14 protein-coding genes are annotated in these 14566 nt (G+C 53.2%); 10 read left to right on the top strand and 4 right to left on the bottom strand.

Translation table 11 applies throughout. The features are described from left to right. Window positions 1-16: 16 nt before the first annotated feature. The gene (locus CMR03_RS00620) at window positions 17-229 is read left to right on the top strand and encodes a CsbD family protein (RefSeq protein WP_014606944.1); all 213 of its coding nucleotides are present in this window, start codon (window positions 17-19) and stop codon (window positions 227-229) included. Between the two features lie 124 nt (window positions 230-353). Here the strand turns inward: CMR03_RS00620 and zur are convergent, their stop codons facing one another. Beyond that, a complete protein-coding gene (zur, locus tag CMR03_RS00615; RefSeq protein ID WP_063877985.1) occupies window positions 354-875 on the bottom strand; it encodes a zinc uptake transcriptional repressor Zur in 522 nt (173 codons plus the stop codon). Window positions 876-1313: 438 nt separating this feature from the next. Here zur and CMR03_RS00610 point away from each other — a divergent pair, with 438 nt between their 5' ends. The 3 genes from CMR03_RS00610 (at window position 1314) to pspG (ending at window position 4109) form a co-directional block, all read left to right on the top strand. After that, window positions 1314-2585, top strand: a complete 1272-nt coding sequence (locus CMR03_RS00610; RefSeq protein WP_063877986.1) for a conjugal transfer protein TraF — start codon at window positions 1314-1316, stop codon at window positions 2583-2585. A gap of 99 nt (window positions 2586-2684) precedes the next feature. Next, entirely contained in the window at window positions 2685-3680 is a 996-nt protein-coding gene (gene dusA, locus CMR03_RS00605; RefSeq protein WP_096010469.1) for a tRNA dihydrouridine(20/20a) synthase DusA, read from the top strand. A gap of 162 nt (window positions 3681-3842) precedes the next feature. Then, the gene (pspG, locus tag CMR03_RS00600) at window positions 3843-4109 is read left to right on the top strand and encodes an envelope stress response protein PspG (protein WP_063877988.1); all 267 of its coding nucleotides are present in this window, start codon (window positions 3843-3845) and stop codon (window positions 4107-4109) included. A 182-nt stretch (window positions 4110-4291) separates the two neighbouring features. On the opposite strand, the gene CMR03_RS00595 is transcribed toward pspG, so the two are convergent. Continuing rightward, window positions 4292-5275 carry a quinone oxidoreductase gene (locus CMR03_RS00595; protein ID WP_063877989.1) on the bottom strand — a complete coding sequence of 328 codons (984 nt, stop codon included), beginning with the start codon at window positions 5273-5275 and terminating at the stop codon, window positions 4292-4294. A 96-nt stretch (window positions 5276-5371) separates the two neighbouring features. On the opposite strand from CMR03_RS00595, the gene dnaB reads away from it, so the two are divergent. The 6 genes from dnaB to CMR03_RS00565 all read left to right on the top strand — a co-directional run bounded on the left by dnaB (window position 5372) and on the right by CMR03_RS00565 (window position 10300). Then, window positions 5372-6778 (top strand): replicative DNA helicase, encoded by a 1407-nt coding sequence (gene dnaB / locus CMR03_RS00590; protein WP_063877990.1) that lies wholly within the window; start codon window positions 5372-5374, stop codon window positions 6776-6778. A gap of 126 nt (window positions 6779-6904) precedes the next feature. Next, window positions 6905-7396: an Lrp/AsnC family transcriptional regulator gene (locus tag CMR03_RS00585; RefSeq protein WP_063877991.1), complete on the top strand. Its 492-nt coding sequence runs from the start codon at window positions 6905-6907 to the stop codon at window positions 7394-7396. Between the two features lie 185 nt (window positions 7397-7581). Next, window positions 7582-8196 carry a YitT family protein gene (locus CMR03_RS00580; protein ID WP_063877992.1) on the top strand — a complete coding sequence of 205 codons (615 nt, stop codon included), beginning with the start codon at window positions 7582-7584 and terminating at the stop codon, window positions 8194-8196. A gap of 41 nt (window positions 8197-8237) precedes the next feature. After that, window positions 8238-9431, top strand: a complete 1194-nt coding sequence (locus CMR03_RS00575) for an amino acid aminotransferase (protein WP_096010485.1) — start codon at window positions 8238-8240, stop codon at window positions 9429-9431. Between the two features lie 126 nt (window positions 9432-9557). After that, on the top strand, window positions 9558-9974 hold the full coding sequence (locus tag CMR03_RS00570; RefSeq protein WP_096010468.1) for a secondary thiamine-phosphate synthase enzyme YjbQ: 417 nt from the start codon (window positions 9558-9560) through the stop codon (window positions 9972-9974). Window positions 9975-9976: 2 nt separating this feature from the next. Beyond that, complete coding sequence (locus CMR03_RS00565) at window positions 9977-10300, top strand: MmcQ/YjbR family DNA-binding protein (protein WP_063877995.1); 324 nt, start codon at window positions 9977-9979, stop codon at window positions 10298-10300. 38 nt (window positions 10301-10338) lie between these two features. On the opposite strand, the gene CMR03_RS00560 is transcribed toward CMR03_RS00565, so the two are convergent. Continuing rightward, entirely contained in the window at window positions 10339-11403 is a 1065-nt protein-coding gene (locus CMR03_RS00560) for an NAD(P)-dependent alcohol dehydrogenase (protein WP_063877996.1), read from the bottom strand. Window positions 11404-11630: 227 nt separating this feature from the next. Continuing rightward, window positions 11631-14459, bottom strand: a complete 2829-nt coding sequence (uvrA, locus tag CMR03_RS00555; RefSeq protein ID WP_063877997.1) for an excinuclease ABC subunit UvrA — start codon at window positions 14457-14459, stop codon at window positions 11631-11633. Window positions 14460-14566: the final 107 nt, after the last annotated feature.

The raw sequence follows: 14566 nt of genomic DNA, 5'->3' as shown, positions 1-14566 counted from the left end.
GACGTGGAGGTCTGCAATGAATAAAGACGAAGCGAGTGGTAACTGGAAACAGTTCAAAGGAAAGATGAAAGAGAAATGGGGCAAGCTGACCGACGATGATATGCAAGTCATTGAAGGTAAACGCGATCAGCTGGTCGGGAAAATTCAGGAACGTTACGGCTACGCGAAAGAAGAAGCGGAGAAAGAAGTAACGGCCTGGGAAGGTTCCAACAAAGATTACCGCTGGTAATCACGCTTTCAGGGACGCTCCTACCCGGGTCGGTACGCTCATGCCGGCCACCGCACAAGGATGTGCACATTAACCCTGTAGCCCTGTAGCCTTGTAACCCTGTAGCCTTGTAACCCCAACCCTGTTAACCCCGTTTACCGCGCTTTTTCCCTTCAGTCTGATGGTCGTGATCACAATGTTCATGATGTTCACAAGCCTCAACTTCAGCACAGTTCTCACATAAACCATGAGCTTCAATCACGCTATGGCGTAGCACAAAGTGTGCCTCCTGAGCCAAAGACGCGATGATCTGCTCTGCGCCTTGAGCCTGCTTCTCTGTCACCCCAGCACAGCGATCGCAAACCAGCATAACCGACGTATGCGCAGGCGCTTCGAAGTGATGACACATGACATAGCTGTTATTCGATTCAACCCGATGAATAAAACCCTGTTCGAGCAAGAAATCCAGCGCACGATAAACGGTAGGCGGCTTAGCCTGCGGCTCGCTAACCCGCAACTGATCAAGCAGGTCATAAGCACTGATAGAGCCTGGCTGTCCGGCCATCAACCGTAGCACTTCTGCTCGCTGGGTCGTCAGGCGTACACCGCGCTGTAAACACAGCTTCTCAGCCTGGGTCATAATTTGCTCTGGCGTCATGGTTGACATGGCGTTTCTCCGCTAGACAGGTGATGTTATCTTATCACAATAATTGTTATGACGTTGAACCTTGCCGCCAGCCAGACAGCGCCCGCTTACACGCTTCTGTTTCTTCCCTTCCGTTCGCTTATCCTTTGCTGACAGCTGGCTTCGTACCAGCCTGTTTCAGAATGTTTATAGATATTTTTTACTTTTACTTTACATCTCACTGAGTTAAGAACTAATGTTTAAATGTTCTTAATAAAGTGCTGGCCCAGACTGGATTTGCCTGAAGCATTTTCGGCGGGAACCTCACATATCGGATCGAAAAACAATCAATCCACGGAATTGCGCCACTATTTACTCTGAATTCACAGCAATAAAGCGTTAGCAATCCTCCACAATGGAGCTAACAAACTATTCAGTCGTTAATGTATTAACGGCAATATTTCAGGTGATGATAAGCAAATGGCAAAATTAACCGTTCCACGTTCCGTTCTGGTTTTTCCTGCAGTATTCAATGCCCTGGTTTTTTCATCTTCCGCGCTGGCCGCCGGAACCTGGTATGATGCCCGCAACGACGCCATGGGCGGAACGGGCGTGGCGTCCTCAAACTACGGTTCGGCTGTGTTGGCTAACCCGGCGTTAATGACCAAAGCCAGGCCCGACGATAACGTCAGCATTATTATTCCCAGTGCCGGTGTGCAAATCACGGACAAAGACAAGATGGTCGATAAGATCGATACCATCACGGATACGGTAAATCGCTATCAGGATCTGTTCGGCAACGCCACAGGATTTGAGCTGTTACGCCGTATCCCGCAAATCCAGGCTGCCTCCGGCGACTTAGCGAATACGCTCAGGGATTTACGCGGTAATAAAGCCAATGCCACAGCGGGTGCGGCAATCGCCGTAACCATTCCCAATGAAACACTGCCTTTTGCCTTTATCACCAAGGCTTACGGTACGGCGCACGTTCGCGCGAATGTGAAAGAAGGTGACATCGTTATTCTGCAGGGCGTTGCTGATGGCACCTTTGCAGGTATTCCTGGCGGTGCCTTTGGCCTGGCGAACGTTCAAAACCTGCTGGGCTCCAGCGCGAATGGCCTGGCGGCGTTGAATACGGATTACGGTATTTCCGTTGCCCATGAGTTCACGATTGCCGGACAACCTGTCTCAATCGGTATTACGCCAAAACTGCAAAAAACCTGGCTGTATAATTACTCCGCCAGCGTCTATAACTACGACAAAAACGATTTGCGCGACGGTCGTTACCGCAGCACCGAAAGCGGTTTTAACATCGATGCCGGTGTGGCGACGGTCTTCGCCGAAAACTGGACGCTGGGCGTGACCGGACAAAACCTGGTTTCCCGCGATCTGCAAACGAAAGAAGTGAACGGCTATCGCGATACTTACGAAATCCGTCCATTAGTGACGGCGGGCTTAGCATGGGATAAAGGCCCCGTTACCCTGACCGGTGATGTTGATCTGACCGAAACCCACCGCTTTAAATCGCAGGAAAACAGCCAGTACGCTGGCGTAGGTGCGGAATACCGCGTGCTGGAGTGGTTGCAGTTACGTGCCGGTTACCGCGCGGACATGCGTTCTACTGATGAAAACGTGGCCACAGCCGGTTTCGGTGTGTCACCGTTCAACAACTCTGTGCATCTGGATCTGGCCGGCTCAGTTGGCCAAAACAATACCTGGGGTGCAATGGCACAGCTTGGATTTAATTTCTGATCCCTTGCCATTAACGGGCGGGCGATACCTTGTCGTCCGCCCTTATGCTATCCTTGCGCAGAATATCATCACTGTTAACTACCGGATCGACTGCGCTTCATGACCGATACTTTTTCATCCCAACGCTTTTCTGTTGCCCCCATGCTCGACTGGACCGATCGTCACTGTCGCTACTTTCATCGTCAGCTCACTGCGGACACGCTGCTGTATACCGAAATGGTAACGACGGGCGCAATCATTCACGGCAAAGGCGATTATCTGGCATACAGCGAACAGGAGCATCCGGTCGCGTTGCAACTGGGCGGAAGCGATCCCGCCGCCCTGGCACAGTGTGCGGCGCTGGCGGAACAGCGCGGCTACGATGAAGTGAACCTCAATGTGGGTTGCCCATCAGATCGGGTACAGAATGGTCGCTTTGGTGCCTGCCTGATGGCGGAAGCAGGCCTGGTGGCAGACGGTATCAACGCGATGCGCGATGTGGTGGATATCCCGGTAACGGTTAAAACCCGTATCGGCATTGACGATCAGGACAGCTATGCTTTCCTTACCGACTTTATCGGCACCGTGGCAGAGCGCGGTGGCTGTGACACCTTTATTATCCATGCCCGTAAAGCCTGGCTTTCTGGCCTCAGCCCCAAAGAGAACCGTGAGATCCCGCCGCTGGATTATCCGCGGGTTTACCAGTTAAAGCGCGATTTTCCGCAGTTGACGATTGCGATCAACGGTGGCGTGAAAACGCTGGAAGAGGCAAAAACGCACCTTCAGCATCTGGACGGCGTGATGATGGGCCGTGAAGCCTATCAAAACCCCGGTATCCTGGCGCAGGTGGATCGTGAGTTATTTGGCCGCGATCGTCCTGCGGTCGATCCGGTCGCGGTGGTGCGGGCTATGTATCCTTATATTGAAGCGGAACTCACCAAAGGGACTTACCTTGGCCATGTTACGCGCCATATGTTGGGCCTGTTCCAGGGGATTCCTGGCGCACGTCAGTGGCGACGTCACCTTAGTGAAAACGCCCACAAGCCTGGTGCCGATGTCCATGTACTGGAGGCGGCGCTAGCCCTGGTCGCCGACAAAATTCCTCAGGAAGCATAATCCTGCAAAACCAGCCACCCGGCTGGTTTTTTTAACACCAATAGTTGGTTAATTTCATCAATTGTGGGTTTCGTTTTTTCTGCTATTTCTATGAAAATCAAAAAGTTAACCTTTGGCACGTTTCTTGTAATAGTCAGTGTATTGATAACGAGGAGCTCCAAAATGGATATTCTTTTTGTGTTGGGTTTTTTCCTGATGCTGTTACTGACCGGCGTGTCCCTGTTAGGCGTGATTGCTGCCCTGATCGTCGCCACGGTGGTGATGTTTGTAGGTGGCATGCTGGCACTGATTGTGAAGGTTTTGCCCTGGTTAATCCTGGCGGTGGCAGCGGTATGGCTTTATCGCCGCTTTTTTACAGACGAAGAGACGCGCCGACGCAACAGGCTTAAACGCCGCTTCAGTCGGCTGGAAAAAGACGGCTGGTACTAAATGTGTCCGGGATCACAGGGTGTGACATTGCCGGTAAGATAATGGCCGGTGGCCATACTTTTTACTTATGTTTTCTGTCAGGATAAGTCGCGTTATTTCATAACATATTCATCGCTTCTGACCCTACATCAGTGCGAATGAAAAATAAAAAAAAGGGCTTCCTGCGGGAAGCCCTTTTTATTTCAGGGAATTAACAGGCTGGAGCCATGCGTGGCCCGGCTCTCCAGAGCCTGATGCGCTTTACTGGCCTCTTTAAGGGCAAATTTTTGCTGCTCAGGCACATCGACCTTAATCGCGCCACTGGCCAGCAATGAAAACAGCTCGGCACTGGCCGTTTCCAGTTCCTGACGATTGGTGATGTATCCGAACAGGGAAGGTCGGGTAACGAATAGCGATCCTTTCTTGTTCAAAATACTGAGATCGATATTGGTCACCGGCCCCGAAGCATTACCAAAACTCACCATCAGCCCCTGACGACGCAGACAGTCCAGCGAGGCTTCCCAGGTGGCTTTACCTACCGAGTCATAGACCACGCCAACCTTTTCGCCCCCGGTCAGTTCCATGACGCGCTGAGCAATATCGTCTTGCTGATAATTAATCGTGGCCCAGGCGCCAGCATTTTTTGCCAGCGTCGCTTTTTCGGGGGAGCCGACGGTGCCAATCAGGTGCGCGCCCAGCGCTTTCGCCCACTGACAGGCAATTAGCCCGACACCACCGGCAGCCGCATGAAACAGGAAGATTTCATCTGGTTTCACCTTGTAGGTCTGACGTAGCAGATACTGAGTAGTCAGCCCTTTCAGGAAACTGGCGGCCGCCTGCTCAAAGCTAATGGCATCCGGTAACAGCATCAGGCGCTCTTCCGCCACATTATGCTGTTCACTGTAAGCACCCAGTGCCGCCTGGCAATACACAACGCGATCGCCGGGCTTAAACCGTGTCACAGCCGAGCCGACACGCGTCACCACGCCAGCCGCCTCGGTGCCCAGGCCTGACGGGAAATGACTGGCTGGATAAAGCCCGCTGCGAATGTAGGTATCAATATAGTTGATGCCAATCGCTCGATTTTCTACCTGGATTTCATGCTCAGTGGGATCGGCAAGCTCAAAATCGACCCAGCTTAAAACCTCGGGACCGCCGTGTGCGTTGAACTGAATACGCTTTGCCATTCTTACTCCTGTGATTGTTTCATCATGAGGGTGAGGCGCGCCCCTTAACTGAGGTATACTTGCGCGTCCCCACAGAAGATCGGTAATGCATTCACTATGGCAGGAAATAAACCCACCAACAAATCGAACGAAACGCAGGATCGCCAGTTGGAAGGCGTGAAAATGCCCCCGCATTCGCTGGAAGCGGAACAGTCGGTGCTGGGTGGGTTAATGCTGGATAACGAGCGCTGGGACAACGTGTCCGAACGCGTCGTGGCTAATGATTTTTTCAATCGCTCGCACCGTCTGATCTTTTCCGAGATGCAGCGCCTGCTGGAAAACAGCAAGCCGATAGACCTGATCACCCTGTCTGAATCGCTCGAAACGCGCGGCGAACTGGACATGGCAGGCGGCTTCGCTTACCTGGCAGAGCTGGCAAAAAATACGCCCAGTGCTGCGAACATCGGCGCCTATGCGGATATCGTGCGCGAACGCGCGGTAGTACGTGAAATGATCGCCGTGGCGAATCAAATTGCCGATGCCGGTTACGATCCCCAGGGACGCAGCAGTGAAGATCTGCTGGATTTTGCCGAGTCGAACGTATTCAAGATTGCTGAGGCGCGGGCGAATAAAGATGATGGTCCAAAGAATATTGAGCAGATTCTTGAAGCCACCGTTTCACGCATCGAATCGCTGTATCAGACGCCGCATGATGGTGTTACCGGGGTGGATACCGGTTACCAGGACCTGAATAAGAAAACGGCGGGTCTGCAGCGATCAGACCTGATTATTGTGGCCGCCCGTCCGTCGATGGGTAAAACCACCTTTGCCATGAACCTGTGCGAAAACGCCGCCATGCTACAGGACAAACCGGTGCTGATTTTCAGCCTGGAAATGCCCAGCGAACAGATCATGATGCGTATGCTGGCCTCGTTGTCGCGGGTCGATCAGACGCGCATTCGTACCGGTCAGCTCGACGATGAAGACTGGGCGCGCATTTCGGGAACAATGGGGATCTTGCTGGAAAAGAAGAATATGTATATCGATGATTCTTCTGGCCTGACGCCGACCGAAGTGCGTTCTCGCGCGCGGCGTATCTACCGTGAAAACGGTGGACTGAGCATGATCATGATCGACTACCTGCAGTTGATGCGCGTACCGGCCTTGTCGGATAACCGTACCCTGGAGATCGCGGAGATTTCCCGTTCGTTAAAAGCGCTGGCAAAAGAGCTGAATGTGCCCGTGGTGGCCCTTTCCCAGTTGAACCGCTCTCTGGAACAACGTGCCGATAAACGCCCGGTGAACTCGGATCTGCGTGAATCCGGGTCGATCGAGCAGGATGCTGACTTGATCATGTTTATTTATCGCGATGAGGTTTATCACGAAAACAGCGATCTTAAAGGGATTGCCGAGATCATTCTGGGCAAGCAGCGTAACGGCCCCATCGGAACCGTGCGCCTCACCTTTAATGGTCAGTGGTCACGTTTCGATAACTACGCCGGACCGCAATACGACGACGAGTAATCCTGTTATGCGCCGACATGCACGATCTGTGCATGTCGCTTACCACCGTACGAAATAGTGTTGGACAATCCCGCAGATAATCGGGTTATCTGTAGCAAAGCGACACTCCTACGCGATGGAAACAGCATGACTCATGTAGACGATTACGATCTGAAAATCCTCACTCTGTTACAATCCAATGGCCGCCTTACCAATCAGGAACTCAGTGATTTAGTGGGTCTTTCTGCGTCGCAATGCTCACGTCGTCGTATCAATCTTGAACAGGCAAACCTGATTCTTGGCTATCACGCCCGCCTGTCGCCGGATGCGGTAGGTCTTGGCATGGTCGGGTTGATCGAAGTGCGTCTTATCAACCACACCGCTGAGTATGTCGAGAGTTTTCATCAGATGGTGGCGCAGGAAGAGGCCATTGTTGATGCTTATAAAACCACCGGGGATGCCGACTACCTGCTAAAAGTGGCGGTGGCCGATTTAGCCTCACTCAGTGCGTTAATCAGCCAGCTGTTAGCCGGGCATCAAAGCGTTTCCCATGTCAAAACGTCGGTTGTGCTGGGCAGGCTTAAAGAGAATGGTCTGATGATGAGTGCTGAGCCCGCTGTGCGCCAAAAAAGCGCATGATGTGCAAATGTGGTGCGATGAATCGTCAATTTATGCGTTTTTTGTGCGCCACATAAATCGACTATGCACGATTCGCCCTGTCAGAGCCGATGACACAGGCGGACGAAGACAACCGCGTTATCCGCACACGCAGGCTGGCGTAGTTATTGCATCAGTGCGTCATTCCTTCGCACTGAGACAGTATTATGGATAACCTTGTACAACCCGTTGATATTCCCCATTCTCGCCTTGAAGACGCGCTGGCTATTCTGCTCGGCACCTTAATGGTCTCGTTTGGCGTGATCATGCTGAAGCAGGCGGGTGCCCTGACCGGCAGTACGGCAGGCATCGCATTTTTAATCAGCTACCTGTCGCCCGTCTCTTTTGGCAGTGCCTTCTTTCTGATTAACATCCCGTTTTACTGGCTGGCCGTAAAGCGCATGGGCTGGGAATTTACCCTGAAAACCTTCAGTGCCGTGGGCCTGGTATCACTTTTTACCCACCTGCACCCGTTATTTATGCATTTTTCCACGCTGAATCCTTTTTATGCGGCATTGTTCGGTAACGTCATCATGGGCATTGGGTTTATAGTGTTGTTTCGTCACAAAGCCAGCCTGGGTGGAATCAATATTCTGGCGCTCTGGTTACAGGACCGTTTCGGCATTCGCGCCGGTAAACTGCAAATGGCAGTGGATACCTGTGTGGTGCTGGCGTCGCTGTTTGTCGTCAGCCTGCCGATGTTGCTTGCGTCTGTCGCCGGCGCAGTGGTGCTTAATTTGATTATCGCAATGAACCATCGTCCCGGGCGTTACAGGGTTTAGTGGCCCTTTTTATTTCAAGACCAACCATGGAGATCTGCACCGTGTTCCAAAACGTTGATGCCTATGCTGGCGACCCTATTTTGTCGCTGATGGAAGCCTTTAAACAGGACCCGCGCGAGCATAAAGTGAACCTGAGTATTGGGCTTTATTACAATGAGCAAGGCATCATTCCTCAGCTACAGGCCGTTGCCGATGCTGAAGAACAGTTGCGTGCCGAGCCGCAGCAGGCTTCTCTCTATCTTCCGATGGAAGGGTTAAGCAGCTACCGCAACGCGATTGCGCCCTTGTTGTTTGGGGCCGGGCATCCGGTACTGAAAGCGGGCCATGTTGCATCCATCCAGACATTAGGCGGTTCGGGTGCGCTCAAGGTGGGTGCGGATTTCCTCAAGCGCTATTTTCCACAGTCAAACGTATGGGTCAGCGATCCGACCTGGGAAAACCATGTCGCCATTTTTAGCGGGGCAGGTTTCGAGGTAAATACCTATCCCTGGTATGACCCGGAAAGCAACGGCGTGCGGTTTGACGCTTTCCTTAGCAAGCTGAAAACATTGCCCAGCCAGAGCATCGTGCTGCTGCATCCGTGCTGTCATAACCCGACCGGTGCTGACCTGACGAATGCGCAGTGGGACGAAACCGTCGCGGTGCTGAAAGCACAGGAACTGATTCCGTTTCTCGACATCGCCTATCAGGGCTTTGGTGCTGGTATGGAAGAAGATGCTTACGCGATGCGTGCGGTTGCCGCGGCGGGCTTGCCTGCACTGGTCAGCAATTCATTCTCAAAAATTTTCTCGCTCTATGGCGAGCGCGTCGGTGGACTTTCCATCGTGTGCGACAGCACTGAAGAGTCCAGCCGTGTTCTGGGCCAGTTAAAAGCGACCGTGCGTCGTAACTATTCCAGCCCGCCGAATTTCGGCGCGCAGGTGGTGGCACGCGTGTTAAACGATCCTGCCTTAAAGGCGAGCTGGCTGGCAGAAGTGGAAGCGATGCGCCTGCGTATTATCGACATTCGTCAGGCGCTGGTGCAGGTGATGAGTACGGCGTTGCCGGGTAAAAGCGTTGACTACCTGTTAAAGCAGCGCGGGATGTTCAGCTACACCGGCCTGAGCGCGCAGCAGGTGGATCGCCTGCGAGAAGAGTTTGGCGTTTATCTGGTTGGCAGCGGTCGTATGTGCGTGGCGGGCCTCAACAGTAAAAATGTCCATCAGGTAGCAGAAGCCTTTGCTGCGGTAATGTAATTCTCAGCCGTCGCAGGTTCTGGCCGCCAGCATTGTCTGGCGGCTTTTTTATTTTTACGGTTCGGGTTTACCTTTGCGCCACATTCTGCACACTTAAATGGTCTGACAGATTCAGGAAAAAAATGTATGTGGCATCAACAAACCTTGACCTTAAGCGCGAAATCACGCGGTTTTCATCTGGTCACTGACGAAATCGTGCAACAGCTGACAGGGTTACGTGATATCAGGATCGGACTGGTGCATTTGCTGTTGCAACACACTTCAGCCTCACTGACGCTGAATGAAAACTGCGATCCGACGGTACGACGTGATATGGAGCAGCACTTTATGCGTCATGTCCCGGAAGACGCACTTTATCAACATGATTATGAAGGCCGTGACGATATGCCCGCGCACATTAAGTCGTCCAGTCTCGGCGTATCGTTGACGTTGCCTGTGCAGCGTGGCCAGCTGGTATTGGGAACCTGGCAGGGTATTTGGTTGGGTGAGCATCGCATTCACGGTGGTGCCCGACGTATCGTTGCCACCCTACAAGGGGAATGATGATGAATAACTCAGAGTTACTGACCTATTGCATGAGCAAACCTGGCGCTGAGCAAAGCGTTCACAGCGACTGGAAGGCCACACAGATTAAGAGCAACGGCGTGCTGTTTGCCATGGTTCATGAAGTGAAAGGTCGACCGGCGGTGTCGTTAAAATCCACGCCTGCGCTGGCTGAACTGATGCGGGATGAGCACAGCGATGTGTTCCCCAGTGAACACCTGAATAAATCCCACTGGAACACGCTGTTTCTGGATGGCACGCTAAAAGATTCGCAAATCTACTATCTGGTGGATGCCTCTTTTCAGCAGGCTGACGCCGGACGATAAGGTCCCTCCCCCGAGGCGGGAGAGGGCGAACGGCAGCGTTATGCCGCAGATTCGTTACGCAGCGTATTGATATCAATAACAAAGCGGTATTTTACATCGCTTTTCAGCATACGTTCGTAGGCGTCGTTAATCTGATCCATAGCAATCAGCTCGATATCTGAGGTAATGCCATGCTCGCCACAGAAATCCAGCATTTCCTGGGTTTCAGCGATGCCGCCGATCAGCGAACCGGCAACACTGCGACGTTTAAAGATCAGGTTAAACACCTGCGGTGCCGGGTGATCATGCTCAGGCGCGCCTACCAGGGTCATATTGCCGTCACGCTTCAGCAGGGTGATAAAGGGGTTAAGATCGTGCTGGGCTGCGACGGTGTTCAGGATGAAGTCAAAGCTGTTGGTATGCTGGGCCATCTGGTCGGCATCTTTAGAGATTACGACTTCGTCCGCACCCAGGCGTTTGCCATCTTCGATTTTTGACGGTGAGGTGGTAAACAACACCACATGCGCGCCCATCGCATGTGCAATTTTCACGCCCATGTGACCCAGACCGCCCAGGCCAACGATGCCGACTTTTTTACCCGGACCGACGTTCCAGTGACGCAGCGGTGAATAGGTAGTGATACCGGCACACAGCAGCGGTGCAACGCCTGCCAGCTCAAGGTTTTCGGGAATACGCAGCACAAAGCTTTCATCCACTACCATCGAGGTCGAGTAACCGCCATAGGTAATGGCACCTGTTACGCGATCTTCACCGTTGTAGGTGCCGACAAAACCGTTTTCACAGTACTGCTCCAGCCCTTCCTGGCAGCTTGGACAGCTACGGCAGGAATCCACCATACAGCCAACGCCGACCAGATCGCCCACTTTGTATTTTTGCGTATCCGGGCCAACAGCGGTAACGCGACCGACAATTTCGTGCCCAGGTACCACAGGGAAAATCGTGTTTTTCCACTCATTGCGCGCCTGATGTAAGTCAGAGTGACAAACGCCACAGAACAGCACTTCAAGCTGTACGTCATGAGCACGAAGCTCACGCGGTTTGAAATCAAACGGTGCCAGTTTGGATTTTGCATCCTGAGCAGCATACGCATGGGTAATGTTCATGGAGTCTCCAGTTAAGGTGTGTCGTGATTTTTGAATCAACGCCGCAGCATAAAGCGCGCAGCAAGAAGGTGACGCCAGGGGCGTACCAAAGAGGAACGGATTAAGGATAGTCAGGGGATCGAAAAGCGTATATGCCTATACGTGTCTGAATCTTGCCTGATTCTGCATTTATCCGGTTAAACAGAGCAGTTCTGAAAAAAAAGCCCGCCAGAGGCGGGCATGACAATTTATTTTTTCAACAAGGGTTTGAGGAAACGCGCGGTATGGGATTTCTCGCACTCCGCCACCGTTTCCGGCGTACCCGACACCAGGATTTCACCGCCGCCGCTGCCGCCTTCTGGCCCCAGGTCGACAATCCAGTCCGCCGTTTTAATCACGTCCAGATTGTGCTCAATCACCACAATGGTGTTGCCTTGATCGCGCAGTTGATGCAGCACTTCCAGCAACTGCTGGATATCAGCAAAGTGTAACCCGGTGGTCGGCTCATCCAGAATATACAGGGTTTGACCGGTACCGCGTTTTGACAGCTCACGCGCCAGTTTCACACGCTGGGCTTCACCGCCGGAGAGTGTCGTTGCCGACTGACCCAGGCGGATATAGGACAAACCCACGTCCATCAGCGTTTGCAGCTTACGCGCCAGCGCCGGTACGGCATCAAAGAACTCGCGTGCCTCTTCGATGGTCATTTCCAGCACTTCGTGAATGCTTTTGCCTTTGTATTTAATCTCCAGCGTTTCACGGTTATAGCGTTTGCCTTTGCACTGATCGCACGGCACATAGATGTCCGGCAAAAAGTGCATCTCAACTTTCAGTACGCCATCACCCTGACAGGCTTCACAGCGTCCGCCACGGACGTTAAAGCTGAACCGGCCAGGATTGTAACCGCGTGAACGGGACTCCGGGACGCCGGCAAACAGCTCACGTACCGGCGTAAAAATACCGGTATAGGTTGCCGGGTTTGAGCGCGGCGTCCGGCCAATAGGGCTCTGATCGATATCGATAACTTTATCGAAATGCTCCAGTCCGACTACCTCACGGTAGGGGGCCGGTTCGGCAATCGTCGCGCCATTCAGGGCGCGCTGTGCAATCGGGAACAGCGTATCGTTGATGAGCGTCGACTTCCCTGAACCGGAGACACCGGTGATGCAGGTAAACAGGCCAACAGGCAGCGTTAACGTCACATCCTTAAGGTTGTTGCCCCGTGCGCCGGTAATTTTTAGTACCTTAGACGGATCGCCTTTCACCCGCGCTTTTGGCAAGGCGATTTCGCGTTTTCCACTGAGGAACTGACCGGTCAGGGAGGCTTCTTCGGCCATGATCTGGTCGACGGTCCCTTCCGCGACAATCGATCCACCGTGTACCCCTGCGCCGGGACCGATATCAATCACGTGGTCGGCGGCACGAATCGCATCCTCATCATGCTCCACCACAATCACCGTGTTGCCCAGATCGCGCAGGTGAATCAGCGTGCCAAGCAGGCGCTCGTTATCACGCTGATGCAGGCCGATGGAAGGCTCATCCAGCACATACATGACACCGACCAGGCCAGCACCGATCTGACTGGCCAGGCGAATACGTTGTGCTTCACCGCCCGAGAGGGTTTCAGCGGAGCGCGACATCGACAGGTAATTCAGGCCAACGTTGACCAGAAAGCTCAGGCGATCGCCAATCTCTTTCAGCACTTTCTCGGCGATTTTAGCCCGCTGACCACTCAGCTTCAGGTTTTCAAAAAACGACATGGCGTGCCCAATACTCATTTCTGAGATGGTGGGCAGCGTGGTATTTTCCACGTAGACGTGGCGTGCTTCACGCCGCAGACGCGTTCCTTCACAGCTGGTGCAGGCACGATTGCTGATGAACTTCGCCAGCTCTTCACGCACCGCCGATGACTCCGTCTCTTTATAACGGCGTTCCATATTGTTCAGCACGCCCTCGAACGGATGACGGCGCACCGAGGTATCACCACGGTCATTGATATATTTAAACTCAATGCTCTCTTTACCAGAACCATACAGGATGACGTTACGCACGTTGTCCGGCAGGCTGCTAAAGGGCGCTTCGATATCAAACTTGAGGTGCTCAGCCAGCGAGCGCAGCATCTGGAAGTAATAAAAATTGCGGCGATCCCAGCCGCGGATTGCGCCGCCGGCCAGCGACAGCTCCACATTTTGCACCACGCGATCGGGATCAAAATACTGCTGCACGCCCAGACCATCACAGGTTGGGCAGGCACCGGCAGGGTTGTTGAACGAAAACAGGCGCGGCTCCAGCTCACTCATGCTGTATCCGCAGATCGGGCAGGCAAAGTTAGCGGAGAACAGCAGTTCTTCGGCGGCATCATCGTCCATATCGGCGACAATCGCCGTACCACCAGACAGTTCCAGCGTGGTTTCAAACGACTCGGCCAGGCGCGTCGCTAAGTCATCGCGCACTTTGAAGCGATCGATAACCACTTCAATGGTGTGTTTTTTCTGCAGTTCCAGCTTAGGTGGATCGGAAAGATCGCACACCTCGCCATCGATCCTGGCGCGGATATAGCCCTGCGTAGCCAGGTTCTCCAGCGTTTTGGTATGTTCACCTTTACGATCTTTCACCACCGGTGCCAGCAGCATCAGACGACGGCCTTCAGGCTGCTCAAGAACCTGGTCAACCATCTGGCTGACCGTTTGTGCCGCCAGCGGCACGTCGTGATCCGGGCAGCGAGGTTCACCCACGCGGGCAAACAGCAGGCGCAGGTAATCGTGGATCTCGGTGATCGTCCCCACCGTAGAACGCGGGTTATGCGAGGTGGACTTTTGCTCAATGGAGATAGCCGGCGACAAACCCTCGATATGATCGACGTCCGGTTTCTCCATCAATGAAAGAAACTGGCGCGCATAAGCAGAGAGCGACTCCACATAGCGGCGCTGACCTTCCGCATACAGCGTATCAAACGCCAGAGATGACTTACCGGACCCGGACAGGCCAGTAACCACAATGAGTTTGTCGCGAGGAATCGTCAGGTTGATGTTTTTCAAATTATGGGTGCGGGCACCACGAACTTCGATCTTATCCATTCACCTTTCCCGGATTAGCAGCACTCACCGCGCCATACGACACGGCCAGAATAAACGCATCATTATGGCACAAAAAATAGACTGAACAAATATCCAGTAGTTTTTTG

The sequence above is a fragment of the Pantoea allii genome (assembly GCF_002307475.1).
Taxonomy (GTDB): domain Bacteria; phylum Pseudomonadota; class Gammaproteobacteria; order Enterobacterales; family Enterobacteriaceae; genus Pantoea; species Pantoea allii.
This window is presented reverse-complemented; position numbering and strand designations above follow the sequence as displayed.